Consider the following 21,593-nt stretch of genomic DNA (forward strand, 5'->3'; position numbering starts at 1 on the left):
TCGCCGTCACCGGGGGAGCTGGCGCAGCCCGATCATCGTGCGGTTCGAGACGTAGCTGTAGCGTCCATCGCCGCCGACCCGCAGCATGCCGTCGGACCCGAGCGCATTCGGATCGTCGTCGATCGCCAGGAACGGTGTCTCCCATTTCGGTTCCCCGGTCCGGAGGTCGAACGCGCGGATCGCCTCGTGATCCACTGTCACCACCACCCGGTCGTCGTGCCCCTGCACGGTGCCGAAGTTGCTCTCGTCCCGTTGCCACAACCGTTTCCCGGTGCGTAGATCCAGCGCCGTCGTCGCGTCACCGTCCCGGAGGATCGCGATGTCACCGACGACCGCGGTGGCCGTCCCGAACCTGGTGTTCGCGTTGTCCTCGTCGACCTCGCGCGGCGTGGACACCAGATCGGTGCTCGTCCACAGCCGTTCGCCGGTGGCCCGATCGTGTCCGCCGTCGCCGACGAGCACGGGAACCGTCGCGTCGACGGGATCGTCGAACGACGGTGACTGTGTCACTTCACCGTCTACGGCGGCGATTACGCGTCCCGCGCCGTCGATCACCTCGGTTCCGGTACGACGGTAGCCGTCGCACTCGATGCGGGTCGTCACCACCAGGGCGCCGGCCGTCGGCTCCACCCGTGAGCAGCCGTCGAGTGACGACGTCCACGTCGGCTCGCCGGTGTCGAGATCGAACCCGGCGAGGTCGGTGCCGAGCACAACGACACCCTGCCCGTGCGCGACGTCCAGAGCATGGGAGAGATCGTCCTCCCACCAGCCCTCCATGTCGAACGACCGTGACCACGACGCGTCCGGGTCGTCGAGTGTGCCGGCGTGGACGCGGACGTCGGCGTCCTCGATGTTGCCCTCGGCGACGTACAGGCGATCGTCGACGGTGGCCACCGCGAACACGATCCAGTCCGTCGGGGTCCGGGTGACGTCCCCGGTGGTGACGTCGAATCCCACGAGCGCGGGCTCGTCCGCCACCGGCGATGTGAAGCACACGATTTCGCCGTCGACAGGAGCGGAGGTGCACCCGCCCAGCTCCTCGGCGGGGCTGCGCCAGCGCACATCGCCGCTCGCCGCGTCGACCCCAACCGTCACGGGATCTCCCAGGCTCATGCCGCCGTTCGAGATGCCGACGATCGAGACCAGCATGTCGCCCGCGTCGACGAAACCCGTATTTCCCCAGTCGTATTCGCTACCGGTGACCGGATCACGGAACTCGGCGAACGACTGCCCGTACATCGCGGCCGCGTCGAGAGACCAGCCCAGGCCCGGTGCCGCATCGACGGTTCCGGTGATCTTGCGGGTGCCGTCACCGCCGTCCTGGACGACGGTCACGACGGCACCGGTGACGGTGACGGCGGCCACGGCGGCGGCCACCGTCAGGTTGCGGACCTCACGGTTCACGACGTCACCTCCAGGCCGGGGGCGAGCACGATCGCCTCGAGCTGCTCGAACGACAAGGGCGGTACCGGTACGGCTGCATTCGACACCGCCTGGACGTAGCCGCCGGACGGCCGGGTGACCGCGACGGTCCGCGACGTCATCTGTGTCGACTGCGCACCCGCCTCCATGCCGACCTGTGCGTAGTGATGTTCGCGGCGTTCGACGATGCTGCCGTCCGCGAGCGTGCGGAACTCGGTGACCGTGCCGTCGTACGACCCTCGCCCGGAAGAGGTTTCGGACGTGTTCGGAAGATCCTGTCCGCCGGAGATCGCCACCCGCAACTCCGACTCGCTACCGGGTGTCGTGACCTGCACCGCCTGGCACAGGGTGCCCGCGTCGTACCCCGCCGGCCACAGCGCCCCGAGCGGACGATCCGTGGTCACGCCGGGCAGCGGCACCACCGCCAGGGCTGCACCGACCCGGGCCGCGGTGGTGCGGTCGATCGCGGGACCGCCCTCGACCGACGCGGCGCAGGACGTGGGTGGCATACCCGTGCCCGGCGGGACGGGCGCGGTCACCCGCAACGCGGGCAGCGTGGCAAGCGTGACGAGCTCGTCGATGCTCAACGGGACCGTACCGCTGAGCTTTTCCTCGCCGCCGGAGTACGAGCTGTCGGACGCGGACAGGTGGATCCGGCTGCCGTCCGTCGTGTACGCCGTCGCACTGCGCGACAGCGTCCGCTCGCCGTCGGTTTCCGACCACGTGTCCTGCACGTCGACGACGGTGCCGTCGCCGAGGGTGCGGCGCGCATCGAGCGCCCCGGCGACACACGGCGGCACCGGATCGGCATTCTGCTGCACCGACACCCACAGAGAACCGCGGGCGTCGCCGCGGAGCAGTGTTCCGGACGTGTCGGTGCTGCCGCCGAGATCGGGGGCGGATTCCTCGTCGCTCACGATCGGCCGGAAGTACAGCGACGCCTCCGGCGACGCGAACTCCACCTCCGTCCCGGCGGGGAGAGCGCCGACCAGCGCCTCCGACATGGCGAGCGCCTTCGGCCCGGAGAACCACGGGTAGGTGGGGTTGTCGTAGCCGGGGGACTTGTCGCGCAGGTACGCGACGAATTCTCCCTTCGAGGGCGGTTCCACGACATCGCAGCCGGTGATCTGCGTCGGATACGTCACCGACGGTGTCACATAGCTGTATTCGGGGCGCTCCGGCGAGGGCGGCGGTGTGGTCGTGGTCGGCGGCGCCGTCGTCAGCTCCGGTTCCGGGGTGTGCAGCAGCCCCGCGACGACGACACCCGCCGCGACGACGGACACCACCGACAGCCCGAAACTCCAGGCCGCGATCCGGCGTGACGGTGACCCCGACCCGGTGTCGTCGTCGCTCATGTCCCTCCCCGTGACAGTTCACTTCCTCTGCGGAAGTTGTCTATCACGGGGAGGGATCACACGGGCATCACGCCTTCTCCTGCGCCGCCTTTCGTGCCGAACGCGCCGCCGCCCTTCGCCTGTGGTTGCCGCTCCGGGATCCGTTCCCGATCGAACTGGGCCGTCTTCTCGATCAGGTGGTGGTCCTGCAGCAGGGTCGGCCCGTCCGGCCCCACTGTCTACCAGCCAGACCACTTCGGCGGCGATCCGTCAACCGACCGTGTGCTCAGTCCTTCGTGCGGGCCAGTGCCGACGGCCACCAGATCGTCTTGCCGATGTCGTGGGACAGCGCGGGCACGAGCACACTGCGGACGATGATCGTGTCGAGGAGGACACCGAACGCGACCGCGAACCCCACCTGCGCGAGGACGACGAGCGGCAGCACCCCGAGCACCGCGAATGTGCCGGCCAGCACGATGCCCGCCGACGTGATCACCCCACCGGTCACGGCGAGACCGCGCAGCACACCGGACCGGGTGCCGTGTTCGAGGGTCTCCTCCCGGACCCGCGTCATCAGGAAGATGTTGTAGTCGATGCCCAGCGCCACCAGGAACACGAACGCGAACAGCGGGAACGACGGATCCGCGCCCGCGAAATGGAACACGTGGGTGAAGAACAGTCCGGACACGCCGAGGGTCGCCGCGAAACTCAGGACGACCGTCCCGATGAGGATCAGCGGGGTGAGCAGCGCCCGCAACAGGATCGCCAGCACCACGAAGATCACCACCAGCACGATCGGGATGATCAGATTCCGGTCGTGCACCGACGCCGTCTGCACGTCCAGGGTCGCGGCGGAACTGCCCCCGACGAGCGCGGAGGCGCCGGGCACCTCGTGCAGAGTGTCCCGCAGTCGCTGCACCGTCTGCAGCGCCTCGGGTGAATCGTACGAATCGGCAAGCGCCACAGTGACGACCGTGCGCCCGTCGATCGGGGCGACGTTCAGGATCGCGGGCGGACAACCGGGGGGAAGCTGCTGTGGGACGCCGCCGGACTTCTGCAGCAGGGCCTTGACCTTCTCGAAGTCGGTCTGCACGCACACCGATCCCGGCCCCTGCCGCACCCCCTCGACACCGCTCGCCGCGGCGATCACCGCGTCGACCGCCGCCGCGTTCGTGGTGACGACGGCCGGTGCACCGGCACCCGGATCGAAGTTGGCGTCGTACAGGGCCTGCCCGCGGACGGCGTCGGGGGTGTTGGTGAAGTTCTCCGTCGCGGTCAGCCCGTCGGTCTGCAGGCTGCCGATCCCGACCGCGAACAACACGGCCAGCAGCACCGTCGCCCCGATCCAGGCGGGCCGGTCGCGGCGTCCGACGAACTCGGCGATCCGCCCCCACATCCCGTGCGTGGCAAGATCCGTCGCACCGTCGACCCGCGGCCGACGCGGCCAGAACACCCACCGCCCCACCACCGACAGGGCCACCGGCAGGAACGTCATCATCACCACATAGGTGCACGCGATACCGATCGCGGCGACCGGCCCGAGGCTCTTGTTGGAGTTCAACTGCGAGAACCCCAGGCACAGCAGACCCAGGATCACCGTCACCGCCGACGCCGTGATCGCCGGCACCGACTCCCGCCACGCCTTGATCATGGCGTCGAACCTGTTGTCGTGGAAGTGCAGTTCCTCCCGATACCGGGCGATCAACAGCAGCGCGTAGTCGGTGCCCGCACCGATCACGAGGACGAACAGGATGCCCTGACTCTGCCCGGTGAGGGTGAGCAGATCCTGCTTCGCGAGCAGATAGATCACCATCGACGACAATCCCAGCGCCAGCAGCGCCGAGAACAGCGGAAACACCCACAGCACCGGCGAGCGGTACACCACCAGCAGGATGACGATCACGACGAGCAGTGCCACCAGCAGCAGGGTGCTGTCGAGTCCCTCGAACGCGTCGATGAACGCGACCAGCAGCCCGCCCGGACCGGCCGGCAGCACCTCCACCCCGGTGTCGACAGCCCCGCGGGCCGCATCGAGGACGTGCTGTTCGGCGGCGGCCAGCGCCGGCCCGGTCACCGCCGTCCCGTCCTGCTTCGCGATCAGCGGCACGAACACCGACGCGACGGCGCCGTCCGGCGAGAACTGGGTGGGCGTCACCGAACTCGCATCCACCCCGTCGACCGCCGAGATCGCGGTGCGCGCCTGCTCGATCCCGGCCCGGTCGGCGTCCGTCAACCCACCGGCCCGTTGGAAGACGACCGCCCCCGGTACCGTCTCGACCTTCATGAACTTCGCCGACTCGTTCGTCACGATCGTCGACTCCGCCTGCGGCGGCAGAAACGACGCATTGTCGTTCTTCTGCACCTCGGCGAGCTTGCTCTGGAACCCGCCTCCCAGACCGCCGAGGAGGAACACGACGATCGCGACCGCCACCACCGTGAACACGGGCCACCGGCGCCGGGGCGATTCCACACGTGCCATCGGGGCTCCTCGTCGACGAATGCGGCCGAGTACCAACGCAGATCAGTACAGCACGCGGCGCCCGGTCGGGTGGGGCGATCGGCCCGACCGGGCGTGCGGCGTCAGCGCAGCTTGATGGTGCCGCCGTCGACCATGAGGGTCTGCCCGGTCATGTACGACGCGTCGGCGCTGGCCAGGAACACTGCGACCCGGCCGATGTCGGACTCCGGGTCGCCGAGACGGTGCATCGGGGTGCTCGAGAGGAGACGCTCCTCCATCGCCGGGTTCGCCTCGATGTACGCCTGGATGCCCTCGGTGAGCGCGAGCGGCGAGATGAGGTTGACGTTGATGCCGTCCGTCGCCCACTCGTTCGCGGCGACTCGACTGATCGCGCGGATCGCTTCCTTCGCGGCCGCGTACGACGTCTGCGTCACCTTGCCCTCGATGCCGGCGCCCGAGGCGAAGTTGATGACCGAGCCCTGGTTCGCCTTCAACTGTTCGTGGCAGGCCTGCATCAGCCAGAACGTCGGGTAGAAGCCGGTACCGAACGACAGGTCCAGCATCTCCTGCGTGGTCTCGAGCAGCGGCGCCTGCCGGGACGCGTGCGCGTTGTTGACCAGCACGCTCACCGACCCGAACGCGTCGACGGCCGCGTCGCGGATCCGCGCGGCGCTCTCCAGCTTCGAGATGTCGGCGTTCAGGTAGCGGACCGCGTCGCCGAGTTCGGCCTCGAGCGCGGCACCGGCGTCGTCGTTGATGTCGACGACCAGGATCTTCGCGCCCTCCTTCGTGAACGCGCGGACGATGCCGCGCCCGATACCGCCCGCGCCGCCGGTGACGATCGCGACTTTGCCCTCGAGCCTCATGTTTGTCCTCCGATGTGGTTGTGGTCGTGGTGAATACGACCTCCGTTCGGAACCGACGATACGGATTTTCGTGAGCTCCGGGTCGTGTGATCCCGGTTACAGGGACTCGGGGTCGGCATAGCAGTCCCGAACCCCGACATCCATCGGGAACCGGACGGTCGTGTTGCCGAACAGCAGCCTTGTTGCGGCGTCCGCGGCCGCGAGGACGTGCGCGCCGGCGGCGTCGGGGCGACGCGTGTGGACGACCACCTCGTCGTGCTGGAAGAACACCAACTCGCCGTCGTCGGGCGAGTCACCGAGACGTCGACGCAGATCCGCGAGCAGGCACAGCGCCCACTCGGCGGCCGTCGCCTGCACGACGAAGTTGCGGGTGAACCGGCCGCGGGCGTGGGCATCCCCGCTCGACCACCATCCGTCCGACGGCGGCGGGCACGCCCGCCCCAGCCACGAGTACACCACCTCACCGCGTTCCCCGGCGCGGGCCGCATCCTCCACGAACTGCACCGCCACCGGAAAACGCTTGCGCAGCAACGCCAGCAGCGACCGGGCCTCCCCGGCAGTGGCGCCGTACAGGACGCCGAGGATCGCGACCTTCGCCTGCGCCCGGTCGCCGCCGAACGCCTCCGCCGCGACGAGCGCGTACAGGTCGTCGGATCCGGCCGCCGCCGTCATCCGCGGATCCGCCGACATCGCCGCCAGGATCCGCGGCTCGAGCTGGCCGGCGTCGGCGATGACGAACGTGTGCCCGGGATCGGCGATCACACTCGTGCGCAACGTCTTCGGGATCTGCAGGGCGCCACCACCGCGGCTGGCCCACCGTCCCGACACCACCCCACCCGGCACGTACACCGGCCGGAACCGGTTGCCGCGCACCCACGCGTCCAGCCACGACCAGCCGTTCGCGGCATGCAGCTTCGCCAGATCCCGGTAGTGCAGCAGCGGCTCGACCGCCGGATGGTCGATCTCCCGGAGCACGTACTTGCGGGTCGACGTCACCTCGATGCCCTCCCGTGCGAATGCCGCCACCACCTCCGGGTGCGACGCCGGATTGACCGTCCGCCCGAACGCCGCCGACACCTCGCCGGCCGCCGCCTGCAACCGGGTGGGCAGCACGTGATCGGGGGTGCGTGGACCCAACGAACGTTCGAGCAGGTCGAGGTGTGCGGCCGCCGAGAACGGCAGACCGGCATGCCCCATCTCCGCACCCGCGAGGCCGCCCGCCGACTCGGCCGCCACCAGCAGCCGCAGCCGCGGATCGTCCCCGATCGCCGCGATCTGGCGGGCATGCCGGTCCACGACGACCTCCGGCGGGGTGGACGGGACCGCGTCGAACAGTCCCGGCCGGTCGTCGACCGGGGTGTCGACGGCGGTGCCGAAGCGTCCGGCGCGGGCGTCGAGCAGGGCACCGGTGAGGCGCAGGTCGTGGGTTTTCCGCAGTCGCACTCCCGCCGCGAGCAGCGGAGGGCACACCCGGGCTGCGTCCTCGATCACCCAGCGCGGCTGCTCGGCCGCCTCGGCGTCCCGGACCGTGGCGGCGGCGTCGGTGGTGCGCTGCGGCGGCGCCACGGGGGTACCGGACTCGTCGGTCCGGATCAGCGTGGCACCGTCACCGTCGAGGACCAGCACCGTTCTCACGGCGTCCAGTGTGCCGGGCGGTACCGACAGCCCTCGATCAGGGTTTCGGATACCGCCGGGCCACGTTCTCCTCGGCCGACGGACCCGCCTCCCACGACGCGATCCACGGCCCGGTGCCCTCGCTGGGATCGATCACCCCGGCCTCGAGCCACGCGTAGTCGCCGGCGAGGGCGGCACGTGCGATCTCGTGGTCGACGTCGTCGGTGTTGTCCCACAGGGCGGCGAACAACCGGTCGATCCGCAGCCGGGACTGCCGGCAGAAGGCGTCGGCCAGGTCCACGGCGGACGCACCCCGGTCGTGGTCGTCGGTGCTCGCCTCCATGTCGGCGCGCACACACGCCGCCGACATCGCGAACAGTTCGGCACCGATGTCGACGATGCGTCCGAGGAACGCCTGGTGTTTCTCCATGCCGGCCTGCCAGCGGGTCATGCCGTAGAACGTGGACCGGGCCAGCTTGCGGGAGTTGCGTTCGATGAACCGGAAATGTGTTGCCAGACTGCCGAAGTCGCCGTACGCCGCCGGCAGCTGTCCCTTGCCGGACACCAGGTGCGGCAGCCACTTGGCGTAGAAGCCGCTCGCGCCGACCGCAGCCTTGGCCTTGTGCTGCAGGTCGGCCTTCGGGTCGGCCAGATCCCCGGCCGCCGCCAGATGCGCGTCGACGGCCTCACGGGCGATGAGCAGCCGCATGATCTCGCTCGACCCCTCGAAGATCCGGTTGATCCGCAGATCCCGAACCAACTGTTCGACCGGTACTGCCCGCTCCCCGCGCGCGGCGAGGGACGCGGCGGTCTCGTAGCCGCGGCCGCCACGGATCTGCACGAGTTCGTCGGCGATCAGACACGCCATCTCGCTGGACCACAGCTTCGCGAGCGCCGCCTCGATACGGATGTCGTTACGGTCCTCGTCGGCCATCCGGCCCGCCAACTCCACCACCGCCTCGAGCGCGAACGTGGTGGCCGCGATGAACGAGATCTTCGCCGCCACCGCACCGTGCTCGCCGACCGGCCGGCCCCACTGCACCCGCTCCGCCGACCACTCGCGGGCGATCTTCAACGACCACTTGCCGGCCGCCGTGCACATCGCCGGAATCGCCAGCCGGCCCGCGTTCAGCGTGGTCAGCGCGATCTTCAGGCCGTCGCCCTCGCGTCCGATCAGGTTCTCCGCGGGCACCCGCACCCGGTGCAGGCGGGTGACACCGTTCTCGATGCCGCGCAACCCCATGAACGCGTTGCGGCGTTCGACGGTGATGCCCGGCGAATCCGCCTCCACGACGAACGCGCTGATGCCGCCGCCGTGGTGGACGTCCGGTACCCGTGCCATCACCACCAGCAGTTCGGCGACCACCCCGTTGGTGGTCCACAGCTTGACGCCGTCGAGCAGGTACGCGGCCCCGTCCTCGGTGGGGGTGGCCGTCGCCGCCAGCCGCGCCGGATCGGAGCCGACATCCGGTTCCGTGAGCAGGAACGCCGAAATAGCCCCGTTCGCGCAGCGCGGCAGGAACTTTCGTTTCTGTTCTTCGGTGCCGGCCAGCTTCAACGGCTCGGGCACCCCGATCGACTGGTGCGCAGACAGCAGCGCGCCGAGACTCGGATGCACCGCCGACACCACCGCCAACGCCCGGTTGTATGCCACTTGCGACAGACCCAGACCGCCGTACTCGGTGGGCACCTTCAACCCGAAACAGCCCAGTTCCGTCAGGCCCGTCACGTAGTCGTCGGGTATCCGGGCGTCCCGCTCGATCACCGCCCCGTCCAGGCCGCGGCAGAACCGATCGAGTTCGGCGACGAACGCATCGGTCCGCGCAGTCTCGTCGGCATCCGGCCGCGGGAAGGGATGCACCAGCTCGAGCGGGAACCGGCCGAGGAACAACTCCTTCGCGAACGAGGGTCTGTCCCATCCGCTCTCCCGCGCCTCCTCGGCGACCGCGCGGGCCTGTTCTTCCGTCACATGAGTCGGTGACGCCATGATCCGCCTCCTCGAAGAGAGACCTACCCGTGAGTATTCCCCTCTCCCGCGTTTCGCGCACTTGCCGCGCGTTTCGGGCGGGATCCGGGCGCGACAAGTGCGCGAAACGCGGGGTGGGTGGGGAGGGGCGGGCCTAGACTGAGGCGAGACGAGTGGGAGGTCGGTCATGGCGTTCTACCGGCAGGTCGGGGACGTGCCGCCGAAACGCCACACGCAGCACCGCGACGCCGACGGTCGGCTCCGCTACGAGGAACTCATGGGCGAGGACGGCTTCTCGTCCGACTCGTCCCTGTTGTACCACCGGAACATTCCGTCGTCGATCGTCGACGCCACCGCGTGGCACCCCGGCGACGGTGTGACGGTCCCCAACCATCCACTGCTCCCGCGGCATCTGAAACCGCACGACCTGTTCCTTGCCGGCACGGGCGCCGACGCCGTCACCGGCCGCCGCCTACTCCTCGGCAACACCGACGTCCGGATCTCCTACGTCGTGGCCGGCACCACCTCCCCGTTGTACCGCAACGCGATCGGCGACGAACTCGTGTACGTCGAATCCGGGTCCGCGACGGTCGACACCGTGTTCGGGACACTGTCCGTGCGAGCCGGGAACTACGTGCTGATCCCGATGTCCACCATCCACCGATGGGTACCCGTCGGACCGGAACCGTTGCGCGCGTATGTAATCGAGGCCAACAGTCACATCACGCCGCCGGCCCGCTACCTGTCCCGGTACGGGCAGTTCCTCGAGCACGCGCCGTACTGTGAGCGTGACTTGCACGGACCGGACGCCCCACTGCTCGTCGACGGCACGGACGTCCCGGTGCTGGTGAAGCATCGCGTCGGCGGGGCGATTTCCGGTACCCGCACCGTGTACGCGCAGCACCCGTTCGGCGTGGTCGGCTGGGACGGCTGCCTGTACCCGTACACGTTCGACATCGCGGACTACGAACCGATCACCGGACGCATCCACCAGCCGCCGCCGGTGCATCAGGTGTTCGCCGGACGAGGTTTCGTCGTCTGCAACTTCGTGCCCCGCAAGGTCGACTACCACCCGCTGTCGATCCCGGTGCCGTACTACCACTCCAACGTGGACTCCGACGAGGTCATGTTCTACTGCGGCGGCGACTACGAGGCCCGCAGGGGGTCCGGTATCGGCCCGGGTTCGGTGTCGGTGCATCCCGGCGGGTTCACGCACGGCCCACAGCCGGGCGCCTACGAACGCAGCATCGGGGTCGACTTCTTCGACGAACTCGCCGTCATGGTCGACACGTTCCGACCCCTCGAGCTCGGTGAGGGTGGACGTGCTTGCGAGGCCCGGGGATACGCGTGGACGTGGTCGGGGCGGGGGCCGGGGTCGTGACGGTTCCGCCGCTGCTGGCCGGGCTGCTCGACGACGCGGCCCTGTTCCCGCCGGGCAACGTGCCGCCCGGTACCGCGGTCGCCGCGCATGTCGCGCACCGGCGCAGCGCTCACCGCGATCTCGTCGGCCCGTTCGTGGTGCCGGCGCCGCGGTTGGGGGAACTTCCTGCCGTGCAGGTAGATCCGCTGACCGTGAGTGTCACGGTGTCCGCCGGTACGGTACGGGACACCCTCGCACGGGTGCGTGACCTCGACGGCATCACGCTTGCCGCGCTCGAGGTCGCGATCCCGGAGACCATCGCACTCGGCGACGTCCTGCACGAATTGCAGGACAACGATGCCGACACCGCGGGGGTCGACATCTACCTCGAGATTCCCCGCAGCGATCGCGGCCCGTCCGTGCTCGCGGCACTGTCCGGGACACGGTACGCCGCGAAATTCCGCACGGGCGGCGTCGTGGCGTCCGCGTACCCGGACGAGGCCGAACTCGCCACCGCGATCCACACGGCCGTCACCCTCGAGGTGCCGTTCAAGGCGACGGCCGGGCTGCATCGTGCGGTCCGGAACACCGACCCCGTAACGAGATTCGAACAGCACGGGTTCCTCGACGTGCTGTGGGCGACACACCTGGCAGCCGACGGTTCCGATGTCGACGACGTGGCCGCCGCGCTGGCGATCCGGGACGGGGCGCGACTGGTGGGCGGCCTGTCGCGGCTCACCTCGGAAGCGGTGGCCCGCATCCGGGCGTCCTTCCGGTCCTTCGGCACGTGCAGCATCACCGAGCCGCTCGCAGACCTGGCCGTGCTGGGACTGCCGGTCACCGGCGAGGAGGCCCGCGGATGACCCGCATCGCGATCCCCGACGGTTCCCTGTTCGGCCCGGACAACCTGCCCTACGGGGTGTTCTCGACACCGGGAACCGCACCGCGGGTGGGTGTCCGGGTGGGGGACCGCGTCGTCGATCTCACCCGGATACTCGGCGACGACGTGTTCGCCCGACCGACACTCGACGCGTTCATGGCGCAGGGACCGGACCGCTGGATCACCGTGCGGGAGCGGATCTCCGACGCGATCACCGGCAACCTTCCGGGCGAGGCCGTGCACGATGTCGACGCCGTCACCCTGCACCTGCCGTTCACGGTCGCCGACTACGTCGACTTCTACGCATCGGAACACCATGCGACCAACCTCGGGAAGATACTGCGACCCGATTCGCCTGCACTGCTACCGAACTGGAAGCATCTCCCGGTCGGCTACCACGGCAGGTCGGGCACGGTGGTGGTGTCGGGCACCGACATCGTCCGCCCGTGCGGGCAACGCCGGACACCGTCCGAGCAGACACCGACGTTCGGGCCGTCGACGCGACTCGACATCGAGGCCGAACTCGGCTTCGTCGTGGGTGCCGGATCCCCGATGGGGCATCGGATCGCCCCGGATGCGTTCGCCGAGCACTGCTTCGGGGTGGTGCTGCTGAACGACTGGTCGGCCCGTGACATCCAGGCATGGGAGTACGTGCCGCTCGGGCCGCACCTGGGCAAGAGTTTCGGCACCTCGATCTCGGCGTGGGTGGTGCCGTTGCCCGCGCTCGACGCGGCCCGCACCGACACCCCGGCGCAGGCCCCGGAGCCGCTGCCGTACCTGCGGGGGCAGGAGGCGTGGGGTCTGGACGTCGACCTCGAGATCGGGTGGAACGGCCACGTCGTCTCCCGTCCGCCGTACGCGCAGATGTACTGGTCGCCGGCGCAGATGCTCGCACACCTGACGGCGAACGGGGCGTCGGCGAGGACCGGTGACCTGTTCGGCTCGGGAACGATATCGGGCCCTCGACGCGATCAGTGGGGATCGTTCGTCGAACTGTCCTGGGGTGGCACGGATCCCGTTGCAGTAGGAGAAGCGCACCGCACCTTCCTCGTGGACGGTGACGAGGTGGTGATCACCGCGACGTCGCCCGGCCTGTCGGGTGGGCGCATCGGTTTCGGTGAGGTGCGCGGACGCATCCGGCCCGCGATCGGCCTGCCGTGATATCGGTTCAGCGCGGCGCGACCGCCTCGGTGACGAAGGCGGCGGCACGCTCGAACTCGCTGCGCATGTCGAACACGGTGTCCTGCCGCCAGTACCGGATCGTGGTGACGTAGACAGCGGTCACCATCTGTGCGAGGAACCGCAGCGGATAGTCCTGCCGCACTTCACCTGCCGGGAGTCCGGCTTCGAGGATGCGCTGGAACTGGACGATGAACCGTTCGGTGCGGGCGGCACTCAGCGCGGGGGTCGCGAGGTCCCGGTCGAGTTCGCGGGTGGTGGCCCGGAAGTACTTCTCGAGGGTCACGGCGGCATCGACGACGTCGTCGAACAGGGACGTGATCCGCTGCGCGGTGGTGAGGGGGCGGGCGAGGAGGTCGTCGACGATGCCGGGCAGTTTCGTCATGTGCACCTGGTGCAGTGCGGCGAGGACGGCGTCCTTGCCGTCGAAGTAGTTGAAGAAGGTGCCCCGGGAGACGTATGCGGCGGCCGCGATGTCGTCGATGGTGGTGGTGTCGTAGCCCTGCTCGGTGAACAGGCGCCGACCGGCGTCGAGCAGGCGGTCGCGGGTGCGCTGTTTGCGCTCAGCGCGGCGCGCGGCGGTGTCACGCTCGTCCGTCATACCCGTCCCCCGTGTCTGTTGCCCCGACGATCCTCGACCGGCAGGTTCCGGTTGGAATATGGATCGTAAAACTACCCGGAACGGCGGCGATCCGGCGGTAATATTCGCAAACACGACATCCTGAGGAAGCAGTGGAGGCGACGCCATGACGGTGCGATACGAGCGGGACGGACGAATCCTCGTGGTACGGATCGAACGCGAGGAACGGCGGAACGCCATCGACCGCGCCACCGCCGAGGGGCTCGAGGAGGCGTTCGACCTCCTCGACGACGACCCGGACCTGTGGGCGGGCATCGTGACCGGGACCCCGCGAGTGTTCTCCGCCGGCACCGACATCCGGGAACGCGCGGACCTGCGGATGCCGCGCGGCGGCGAGTACGGCATCGTCCGTCGGCGTCGCTCCACCCCGCTGATCGCCGCGGTCGAGGGGTACGCGCTCGGCGGCGGCTTCGAGATCGCGTTGGCCTGCGACCTGATCGTCGCGTCCGGCACAGCCACGTTCGGGCTACCGGAGACGCGCCGGGGCCTGGTGGCGACGTCCGGCGCACTGTTCCGGGCGCCGCGCGCCCTGCCGCTGAACGTGGCCCGCGAACTGCTGATCACCGGACGCACTCTGACCGCCGACCGCGCGTACGGTCTCGGGGTCGTCAACGAGGTGGCCGCACCCGGCGCCGCACTGGATGCCGCACTGGTCATGGCCCGCGAGATCTGCGAGGCCGCACCGGTGTCCGTCCGGGAGAGCCTGCGTGCCCTCGACGCGCAGATCACCGCCGACGACGAGCGCGGCTGGGACGTCACCGCCGACGCCCTGCGCACCGTCCTGGCCTCCGAGGACTTCCGTACCGGACTCGAGGCGTTCGCGCAGCGGCGCACACCGCAGTGGCGCGGTCGGTGACTAGAGGGCTTTCATGTAGTCGAAGAAGTTCGGCGTGTGGACTTCCCGCAGTCGGGTGAGGGTGCGGTAGCTGATGAGCCAGCGGCCGTCGACCCGGCGATACTCCTCGTGGTAGTGCCCGTAGCCGTGGAGGTGCTCCTCGACATCGCCGTTGGTCCACCACAATTCGTCCTCCATCGGCCAGATACCGGTGGCGGTGGTGTCGGAGGTGAGGGTGATCTCCGGGGTGTGCGCGTGGTGCGCGGTGGTCACGTGGGTGGAGTTGCCGAGCATGCCGCTGATCGCCTTCGTCAGCGCCTCCCGGCCCACGACGCGGCCGCCGGTACCGTTCGTCTGCGGTTGCTTGTCGTCGGGCAGTCCGCCCCACGTCTCGCTGACCACGTCCTCGGTGTGGAAGGTGCCGTACAGATCCCACTGTTTGGTGTCCATGACCCGCAGCCGGGCCGCGAACACCTTCTTGATCTCCTCGATCGCCAGCAACTGTTCGACGGGGGACAGGGTCAGTGCATCGGTGCAGGTCTCGGTCATCGGATCACTTTCCGTTCGTCGGCAGGGCTACGGTGCGGTTCTCGGTGAAGTCGACGATCAACTCGCGGCGGTCGATCCGCCACGAACCGTCCGTCCGGTGGTACTCGTCGAGGTAGCGGAGCGCGACCACATGGTCGTGATGCCCGTCCCCGGACGGATACACGTGGTGCGCTTCGCAGTACACCTCGCCACGCGCGGTGTCGCCGGCGAGCTCGACGAGCTGCTGTCCGACGACGTGCCGCGTCGAGTGCAGGTGCGCGACGGCCCCGAGGATGCCCGACGCGATCCCCGACGCACCCGACAGGACCGCGTCCATGCCGCGACGCACCAGGGCGGGCGGTTGCACGAGGCGGGCGTCGGTGGTGAACAGGGCGGCCAGGACTGCGGCGTCGCGCCGGTCGACGGCGATCGCGTACTGCGCGACGAGATCCGACAGGGCGAGACGATCGGCGGGTTCGCGGGTCATGGGCCGAGGCTACGGGGTGACCTGGGCCTGCATGGCCTCGAGGAAACCGTCCCCGTACGGCGGCAGCGTCCCCCACTCGGCACGCGGATCGTGGCCGGGTGCCTCGAAAACCGTGCGGGTATGGCTGAACTCGAGAAAGCCCTCCCGGCCGTGGTAGTGCCCCATGCCGGACGCGCCGACACCGCCGAACGGGGCGTCGGTCATGCCGGGATGCATCATGACGTCGTTGACGGTGACACCGCCGGAACTGGTGCGGGAGAGCACCGTGTGCTGTTCCACCGGGTCGGTCCCGAAGTAGTAGAGAGCCAACGGTTTCGGCCGGCTGTTGATATCGGCGATGACGTCCTCGGTCTGGTCGTACGGCAGCAGGATGACGGCGGGACCGAAGATCTCCTCCTGCATGATCTTCGAATCCTCGGGCGGTGAGACCACCAGGCGCAGCGGACGCTTGCGGTCGCCGTCGACGCGGGTGGACTCGTCGACCGGGGTCGCGACGATCAGTGCACCGCGGTCACGGGCGTCGGCGACGAGGCCCTCGACCCGGGCCAGGTGTCGATCGCTCACGATCGCAACCACATCCGGGTTGTCGGTGATGGTCGGCAGCAGCGACGCGTACGACTTCTCGAGAGACTCGACGAACGTGTCGAGGTGCTCGCGCGGCACGTAGACGACGTCGGGGGAGACGCACAGCTGTCCGCCGTTGCTCGCTTTCGCGATCGCGATCTTGTTCGCGGCGGCGTCGAGGTCTGCGCTGCGGCCCACGACGGTCGGCGACTTGCCGCCCAGCTCGAGGGTGACCGGGACGAGATTCTTGGCGGCGTTGGCCATGACCAGCTTGCCCACCTCGGTGCTGCCGGTGAACACCAGATGATCGAACGGCAGCGACGTGAACGTGTCCGCGAGATCCGGTCCGCCCGTGACGACGGCGATCTCGGACGGGTCGAAGACCTCGGCGACGGCGTCGGCGAGGACCTGCGCGGTCCGCGGCACGATCTCCGACGGCTTGAGGATCGCCCTGTTGCCGGCGCCCAGCGCACACGCGAGCGGGCTGAGCAGCGTGAACAGAGGGGCGTTCCACGTGCCGATGATGCCGACCGAGCCCTTGGCCTGGTACTGGACGTACGCCCGGGCGCCCAGCTGGTCGTACGGCGCGAACGCCGGCCGCTCCACGTCGGCCATCCACGACTCGAACGCGTCACGGGTGTGCTTGAGCGACGTGAGCGAACCCAGGATGTCGTTCATGATCGAGTACGCGGCGAGCCGGCCCCCGAAGTCGGTGTCGATGGCCTCGGTCAGCGGCTTGTGGTGGCGCACCAGGAGATCGATCATCCGCTGCAGGCGGTCACGGCGCACGTCCGCCGACGCCGGACCCTGCTCGACGGCGGCACGTTTCTGCGTGTCGAGGATCCGGGGCAGTTCCGCGATCGGGGTGGTGACGATGACCGTCTCGCTCATGGGGTGACTCCTGTCGTTGCCGATGTCACGAAGTTAACGAGCTGTGTCGGCGGTAACAGGGGTTCGTCTCGTTGACCGGGAATGCACGGAAAATCCGTCGACGAGAACGTGTTCTCGTTAGGATGCGCCATGCGCATCACCTCGACCACCGCCCTGTCCGTGCTCGCCGCAGCGGCCGTCGCCGTCACCGCCCCCGCCGTGGCCACGGCCGCCCCGAACCCGGCCGACACGCCGAACCAGGCCATGGCCCGCGCCTACATCGACGCGCTCGTCAGCCACGACGCGAGCGCCGTACGCTTCACCCCCGGTGCCACCCGCGTCGAGGTCGGGCTGCAGACCGGATTCGACGGCCCGCAACTGACGAACGACCTGAACCACGGCATCCAGTACCGCGTCGTCCAGGGCGTGCGGGACCTGACGCTGACCGATACCGGCGACACCGTCCGCACCCGCTACCTGCTCGATTCCGGGATCGGCGGGCAGCGACTGATGACCGTCGAGATCGTCGAGACGTTCGACCTCGTGGACGGCGCGATCCACCGGATCCACGCGGACATCGTCCCGGTCTCCCTGTCCTGAACGACTTTTCCGCGTAACTTGGCCCTCGACGACAACCGGTGACGGAAGGAGCGGGCGATGACAGACGCGACACGACGGGTGGCAGTGGTCTCGGGTGCGGCACGGGGTATCGGCGCGGCGACAGCCGAGCGACTCGCCTCCGACGGCCTGGCCGTCGCCGTCCTCGACCTCGACGAATCATCCTGTGCGGACACGGTGTCCGCGATCCGTGAGGCCGGCGGCGAGGCGTTCGCCGTCGGTGCCGACGTGTCCGACGAGGTCGCGGTCGCGTCCGCCGTCGACCGGATCGCCGACGAACTCGGTGCGCCCACCGTCGTCGTCAACAACGCCGGCATCACCCGCGACAACCTGCTGTTCAAGATGAGCGTCGACGACTGGGACGCCGTCATGAACGTGCACCTGCGCGGCGCGTTCCTGCTCACCCGCGCCGTGCAGAAACACATGGTCGACGCGAAGTGGGGACGCATCGTCAACCTGTCCAGCATCTCCGCGCTCGGCAACCGCGGCCAGGCCAACTATTCCGCCGCCAAGGCCGGCATGCAGGGGCTGACGAAGACGCTCGCACTCGAACTCGGCCCGTTCGGTGTCACCGCCAACGCCATCGCACCCGGATTCATCGCCACCGAGATGACCGAGGCCACCGCACAGCGACTCGGGATGTCGTTCGACGACTTCAAGGCCGGTATCGCGGCCGACACCCCGGTCCGGCGTGTCGGGGTGCCCGACGACATCGCCCACACCGCGTCGTTCCTCGTCAGCGAGGGCGCCGGATACGTGTCCGGCCAGGTGATCTACGTGGCCGGCGGGCCGAAGGCGTGAGAGCCGCCGTCCTCCACGGGGTCGGCGACCTGCGCGTCGAGGACGTGCCGGAGCCCGAGTTGCGGGCCGGTCACGTCCTGATCGACGTGGCCTACAACGGGATCTGCGGCTCGGATCTCGGGATCATCGGCGCGTTCGACGCAGCCCGGGCGCCGCATCCGCTGACCGGGGCGTGCGGCCCTCAGATCCTCGGGCACGAATTCTCCGGTACCGTCCGCGAACTCGGCCCGGACGTCGACGGCATCACCGTCGGCGACCGGGTCGTCGTGCAGCCCACCTACCGGTGCGGCACCTGCCCGCGCTGCCGGGACGGCCTCGACCACCTCTGCGCGCACACCGCCTTCCACGGCATCAACGCCCCCGGTGGGGGACTGGCCGAGCGCACCGCCGTCCCGGCGGGATCCGTCCACGTCCTCCCGGACACGGTGACCCTCGAACAGGGGGCGCTGGTCGAACCGTTGGCCGTCGCACTGCACGCGGTCGCGCTGTCGGGAATCGAACCGGGACAGTCGGCGCTGATCGTGGGTGCCGGACCCATCGGGATCGCGACCGCACTGAATCTGCGGGCCGGTGGGGTGGACCGCATCCTGCTCAGCGAGACGTCGGAGTCCCGGCGCGTCGTGGCCGCCGCCCTCGGCTTCGATGTGATCGACCCGAACACGACGGATCCCGTTGCCGCGGTTCATGACCGGACCGACGGATCGGGTGCGGACACCGTGTTCGAATGCGCCGGTGCCGCGGTGGCCGTGGCGACCGTACTGCGGGCGGTCCGGGCGCGGGGCGTCGTCGTCCTGCTCGCCACCTATCGGCAACCGATCCCGCTGGACCCGTACACCATGATGTTCGGGGAGATGCGCGTCATGTCGTCCCTGACCTACACACGCAACGAGTTCCGCACCGTGATCGACCGCATGGCCACCGGCATCTACCCACTCGACGGGTGGACGTCGCGGATCCCGCTCGCCGACATCGTCGACGGGGTCCGGCAGGCATCCGACGGCACGCGGACGAAGATCCTGGTGGAGGTGCCGCATGGGTGAGAACATCAGCGGCAGTGCACAGTTCGCGGGGCGTGTCGCGGTCGTCACGGGTGCAGCGTCGGGAATCGGAGCCGCAATCACGACCCGGCTGATCCACGAGGGCGCGTCGGTCGTCGGTATCGACATCACGGGCGACGGACTCGACCGCATGGCCGGAAATCTCGGGGCACAGTTCGCCGGCGTGCTCGCGGCGGCGCGATCGTCAACGTCGCCTCCCTCAACGCGCACGTGCCGATGCCCGGCGGCAGCCCGTACGCCACCGGCAAGGCGGGCGTCGAAATGTTCGGCAAGAACGCGGCACTCGAACTGGCCGCGCACCGGATTCGCGTCAACACCGTGCTGCCCGGCCTCGTCGACACCCCATTGGTCGCCGGTGTCACCGGACGGCAGCCACTGCTGGACGGCTTCCTCGACCGCATCCCGATGGGGCGTCCCGCGACCCCGGCAGAGATCGCCGCACCGTGCCTGTACCTGGCGAGCGACGACGCCGGATACATCACCGGCGCGAGCCTCACGGTCGACGGCGGCTGGGAACTGTCCAACTATCCGGATCTGACGGCACTCTCCGGTAGATGAGTGCGCCGCAGCAGTGTTCGCCGCCCGGCCACCCACCGGTCATCTTGCACCGTTAGACACAGTCCTCGTGAAAGCGAACCTGCGCGTCCTGCCCGTAGCCGTTGCCGCCGCCCTGACACTCGTGGCCTGCTCGAGCGGTGCCGACACGGCGGATGAGGTGGAGCCGTCGGCGAGTGCGCTGCCGCCCGGTGTCGCCGTGTACACCACCGACATCGCGCCGCTCGCCGAGATCGGCGGGGTCACGATCCAGGCCAGCGCCTACGGTTCGGCGCTCGCCGCGGTGCCGGGGACGACGGACGAGTTCTACGGTCTGACCGACCGCGGGCCGAACGTCGACGGTGTCGTGGACGGGCAGAAGGTGGAACCCACACCGGATTTCGTGCCGCAGATCGGACGGTTCCGACTCTCCGGTGGCACCGCGGAACTGTTGGGCACGATCGATCTCACCGGCCCCGACGGTGCCGGCTTCGACGGCCAGGTGCATCCCGGCGCCACCACCGGGGAGACGATCGTCGACCTGAACGGCACCGTCCTGCCGCAGTCCGACCACGGCTTCGACCCGGAGGGACTGGTGGCGCTGCCCGACGGAACCTTCTGGATCTCCGACGAATACGGTCCGTTCCTCGTCCACTTCGATGCGCAGGGCAAGGAGATCGAACGACTGTCCCCCGGCCACGGGCTGCCGGCAGAACTGGCGCTGCGCACCCCGAACCAGGGCATGGAGGGACTCACGATCACCCCGGACGGCACCACCCTGGTCGGCATGATGCAGTCCGGGCTGCGTGCCCCCGGACTCGACGGCAGTGCCAAGAGCGTGCCGCTGACCCGGATCGTCACCGTCGACCTGAACACCGAGGCCGTCGAAGAATTCGGTTACGTACTCGACAATCCGAAGGACACCAAGAAGGCGGTCTCGGCGATCACCGCACTGAGCGCCACCGAGTTCCTCGTCGTCGAACGGGACGGCAAACTCGCCCCCGGCGCGAACAAGGTGATCTACCGGATCGACACGGCCGACGCCACCGACATCGGCCCCGACGCGACCGTCCCGAACACCGAATACCGCGCCGACGGCGGCGGGCTGCTGATCGGTGGGCGGGCCGTCGAGACGATCGTCGGTGTCACCGATTCCGATACGGCACAACGGAAACTGACCGAGGTCGGTGTCACCCCGGTGACGAAGACGGTCGCACTGGACCTCGGAAAACTCGTCGACCGGATGAACCCCAAAGGCGAGATCTACGGTCACGACAAGGTCGAAGGCATCGTCACCCCGGACGGCGGCAGGACGCTGTACATCGTCAACGACAGCGACTTCGGGCTCGTCGGCCTGGCGAACGACACCCCGCCGTACACCCTCGAACCGAAGATCCTCGCCGACGGCACCCAGGACACCACCGAGATCCTCGTCGTCGATACGACGAAGCTGCCCGCGGAGTAGACGGCGTCAAGGCTGCCGCCGGTCCGTGACCGGCCCCGACGACGCAGCGACAACGTCGACACCAGGTCCACAGGCCGCGCCGTGACCACCTCGCGCTGCATACCGGCCAGGGTG

19 protein-coding genes and 2 pseudogenes are annotated in these 21,593 nt (G+C 69.3%); 10 read left to right on the forward strand and 11 right to left on the reverse strand.

Annotated features, from left to right (window positions below):
* Window positions 1-6: 6 nt before the first annotated feature.
* The 7 genes and pseudogenes from E0497_RS01625 to E0497_RS01655 all read right to left on the reverse strand — a co-directional run bounded on the left by E0497_RS01625 (window position 7) and on the right by E0497_RS01655 (window position 9,681).
* The gene (locus tag E0497_RS01625; protein ID WP_137723017.1) at window positions 7-1,404 is read right to left on the reverse strand and encodes an outer membrane protein assembly factor BamB family protein; all 1,398 of its coding nucleotides are present in this window, start codon (window positions 1,402-1,404) and stop codon (window positions 7-9) included.
* Window positions 1,401-2,777: a hypothetical protein gene (locus tag E0497_RS01630; RefSeq protein ID WP_137723018.1), complete on the reverse strand. Its 1,377-nt coding sequence runs from the start codon at window positions 2,775-2,777 to the stop codon at window positions 1,401-1,403. The genes E0497_RS01625 and E0497_RS01630 overlap by 4 nt, the downstream gene beginning before the upstream one ends.
* 95 nt (window positions 2,778-2,872) lie before the next feature.
* Window positions 2,873-2,995: pseudogene (locus E0497_RS01635) on the reverse strand (catalase); the annotation flags it as partial.
* Between the two features lie 47 nt (window positions 2,996-3,042).
* Window positions 3,043-5,235, reverse strand: a complete 2,193-nt coding sequence (locus E0497_RS01640; protein ID WP_137723019.1) for an MMPL family transporter — start codon at window positions 5,233-5,235, stop codon at window positions 3,043-3,045.
* A gap of 101 nt (window positions 5,236-5,336) precedes the next feature.
* Complete coding sequence (locus tag E0497_RS01645; protein WP_137723020.1) at window positions 5,337-6,080, reverse strand: SDR family NAD(P)-dependent oxidoreductase; 744 nt, start codon at window positions 6,078-6,080, stop codon at window positions 5,337-5,339.
* 96 nt (window positions 6,081-6,176) lie between these two features.
* Window positions 6,177-7,715, reverse strand: coding sequence for a bifunctional 3'-5' exonuclease/DNA polymerase (locus E0497_RS01650; protein WP_170312829.1), 1,539 nt, complete (start codon window positions 7,713-7,715; stop codon window positions 6,177-6,179).
* Between the two features lie 37 nt (window positions 7,716-7,752).
* A complete protein-coding gene (locus E0497_RS01655; protein ID WP_137723022.1) occupies window positions 7,753-9,681 on the reverse strand; it encodes an acyl-CoA dehydrogenase family protein in 1,929 nt (642 codons plus the stop codon).
* Window positions 9,682-9,847: 166 nt separating this feature from the next.
* On the opposite strand from E0497_RS01655, the gene E0497_RS01660 reads away from it, so the two are divergent.
* The 3 genes from E0497_RS01660 to fahA are packed head-to-tail and all read left to right on the forward strand — an operon-like array spanning window position 9,848 to window position 13,061.
* Window positions 9,848-11,041: a homogentisate 1,2-dioxygenase gene (locus E0497_RS01660; RefSeq protein WP_137723023.1), complete on the forward strand. Its 1,194-nt coding sequence runs from the start codon at window positions 9,848-9,850 to the stop codon at window positions 11,039-11,041.
* Window positions 11,038-11,883 (forward strand): hypothetical protein, encoded by an 846-nt coding sequence (locus tag E0497_RS01665; protein WP_137723024.1) that lies wholly within the window; start codon window positions 11,038-11,040, stop codon window positions 11,881-11,883. Before E0497_RS01660 ends, E0497_RS01665 begins: the two co-directional genes overlap by 4 nt.
* Window positions 11,880-13,061, forward strand: coding sequence for a fumarylacetoacetase (gene fahA / locus E0497_RS01670; protein WP_137723025.1), 1,182 nt, complete (start codon window positions 11,880-11,882; stop codon window positions 13,059-13,061). Before E0497_RS01665 ends, fahA begins: the two co-directional genes overlap by 4 nt.
* Before the next feature lie 7 nt (window positions 13,062-13,068).
* Here fahA and E0497_RS01675 read toward each other — a convergent pair whose 3' ends face one another.
* Complete coding sequence (locus E0497_RS01675; RefSeq protein ID WP_137723026.1) at window positions 13,069-13,680, reverse strand: TetR/AcrR family transcriptional regulator; 612 nt, start codon at window positions 13,678-13,680, stop codon at window positions 13,069-13,071.
* A gap of 145 nt (window positions 13,681-13,825) precedes the next feature.
* Here E0497_RS01675 and E0497_RS01680 point away from each other — a divergent pair, with 145 nt between their 5' ends.
* A complete protein-coding gene (locus E0497_RS01680; protein WP_137723027.1) occupies window positions 13,826-14,575 on the forward strand; it encodes an enoyl-CoA hydratase-related protein in 750 nt (249 codons plus the stop codon).
* On the opposite strand, the gene E0497_RS01685 is transcribed toward E0497_RS01680, so the two are convergent.
* The 3 genes from E0497_RS01685 to E0497_RS01695 are packed head-to-tail and all read right to left on the reverse strand — an operon-like array spanning window position 14,576 to window position 17,024.
* Window positions 14,576-15,103 carry a nuclear transport factor 2 family protein gene (locus tag E0497_RS01685; protein WP_137723028.1) on the reverse strand — a complete coding sequence of 176 codons (528 nt, stop codon included), beginning with the start codon at window positions 15,101-15,103 and terminating at the stop codon, window positions 14,576-14,578.
* 4 nt (window positions 15,104-15,107) lie between these two features.
* Complete coding sequence (locus tag E0497_RS01690) at window positions 15,108-15,569, reverse strand: nuclear transport factor 2 family protein (RefSeq protein ID WP_137723029.1); 462 nt, start codon at window positions 15,567-15,569, stop codon at window positions 15,108-15,110.
* A 9-nt stretch (window positions 15,570-15,578) separates the two neighbouring features.
* Window positions 15,579-17,024, reverse strand: coding sequence for an aldehyde dehydrogenase family protein (locus E0497_RS01695; protein ID WP_137723030.1), 1,446 nt, complete (start codon window positions 17,022-17,024; stop codon window positions 15,579-15,581).
* Between the two features lie 129 nt (window positions 17,025-17,153).
* On the opposite strand from E0497_RS01695, the gene E0497_RS01700 reads away from it, so the two are divergent.
* From E0497_RS01700 to E0497_RS01720, 6 genes and pseudogenes are all read left to right on the forward strand, one after another.
* The gene (locus tag E0497_RS01700; RefSeq protein ID WP_137723031.1) at window positions 17,154-17,603 is read left to right on the forward strand and encodes a DUF8021 domain-containing protein; all 450 of its coding nucleotides are present in this window, start codon (window positions 17,154-17,156) and stop codon (window positions 17,601-17,603) included.
* A 57-nt stretch (window positions 17,604-17,660) separates the two neighbouring features.
* Entirely contained in the window at window positions 17,661-18,422 is a 762-nt protein-coding gene (gene fabG / locus E0497_RS01705) for a 3-oxoacyl-ACP reductase FabG (RefSeq protein ID WP_137723032.1), read from the forward strand.
* On the forward strand, window positions 18,419-19,462 hold the full coding sequence (locus E0497_RS01710; RefSeq protein ID WP_137723033.1) for a 2,3-butanediol dehydrogenase: 1,044 nt from the start codon (window positions 18,419-18,421) through the stop codon (window positions 19,460-19,462). The genes fabG and E0497_RS01710 overlap by 4 nt, the downstream gene beginning before the upstream one ends.
* A pseudogene (locus tag E0497_RS21050) lies at window positions 19,455-19,574 on the forward strand (SDR family NAD(P)-dependent oxidoreductase); the annotation flags it as partial. The gene E0497_RS01710 and the pseudogene E0497_RS21050, both read left to right, overlap by 8 nt.
* Before the next feature lie 122 nt (window positions 19,575-19,696).
* Window positions 19,697-20,038 (forward strand): SDR family NAD(P)-dependent oxidoreductase, encoded by a 342-nt coding sequence (locus tag E0497_RS21055; protein ID WP_241665670.1) that lies wholly within the window; start codon window positions 19,697-19,699, stop codon window positions 20,036-20,038.
* Between the two features lie 67 nt (window positions 20,039-20,105).
* The gene (locus tag E0497_RS01720; protein ID WP_241665654.1) at window positions 20,106-21,479 is read left to right on the forward strand and encodes an esterase-like activity of phytase family protein; all 1,374 of its coding nucleotides are present in this window, start codon (window positions 20,106-20,108) and stop codon (window positions 21,477-21,479) included.
* The last annotated feature ends 114 nt before the right edge of the window (window positions 21,480-21,593 follow it).

The organism is Prescottella subtropica (assembly GCF_005434945.1).
Classification (GTDB): Bacteria; Actinomycetota; Actinomycetes; order Mycobacteriales; family Mycobacteriaceae; genus Prescottella; species Prescottella subtropica.

Coding starts and splice junctions, on each gene's coding strand:
- fabG (WP_137723032.1), top strand. CDS start 17,661: ATGACAGACGCGACACGACGGGTGGCAGTGGTCTCGGGTGCGGCACGG.
- E0497_RS01685 (WP_137723028.1), bottom strand. CDS start 15,103: ATGACCGAGACCTGCACCGATGCACTGACCCTGTCCCCCGTCGAACAG.
- E0497_RS01695 (WP_137723030.1), bottom strand. CDS start 17,024: ATGAGCGAGACGGTCATCGTCACCACCCCGATCGCGGAACTGCCCCGG.
- fahA (WP_137723025.1), top strand. CDS start 11,880: ATGACCCGCATCGCGATCCCCGACGGTTCCCTGTTCGGCCCGGACAAC.
- E0497_RS01645 (WP_137723020.1), bottom strand. CDS start 6,080: ATGAGGCTCGAGGGCAAAGTCGCGATCGTCACCGGCGGCGCGGGCGGT.
- E0497_RS01680 (WP_137723027.1), top strand. CDS start 13,826: ATGACGGTGCGATACGAGCGGGACGGACGAATCCTCGTGGTACGGATC.
- E0497_RS01660 (WP_137723023.1), top strand. CDS start 9,848: ATGGCGTTCTACCGGCAGGTCGGGGACGTGCCGCCGAAACGCCACACG.
- E0497_RS01690 (WP_137723029.1), bottom strand. CDS start 15,569: ATGACCCGCGAACCCGCCGATCGTCTCGCCCTGTCGGATCTCGTCGCG.
- E0497_RS01675 (WP_137723026.1), bottom strand. CDS start 13,680: ATGACGGACGAGCGTGACACCGCCGCGCGCCGCGCTGAGCGCAAACAG.
- E0497_RS01655 (WP_137723022.1), bottom strand. CDS start 9,681: ATGGCGTCACCGACTCATGTGACGGAAGAACAGGCCCGCGCGGTCGCC.
- E0497_RS01700 (WP_137723031.1), top strand. CDS start 17,154: ATGCGCATCACCTCGACCACCGCCCTGTCCGTGCTCGCCGCAGCGGCC.
- E0497_RS01640 (WP_137723019.1), bottom strand. CDS start 5,235: ATGGCACGTGTGGAATCGCCCCGGCGCCGGTGGCCCGTGTTCACGGTG.
- E0497_RS21055 (WP_241665670.1), top strand. CDS start 19,697: ATGCCCGGCGGCAGCCCGTACGCCACCGGCAAGGCGGGCGTCGAAATG.
- E0497_RS01630 (WP_137723018.1), bottom strand. CDS start 2,777: ATGAGCGACGACGACACCGGGTCGGGGTCACCGTCACGCCGGATCGCG.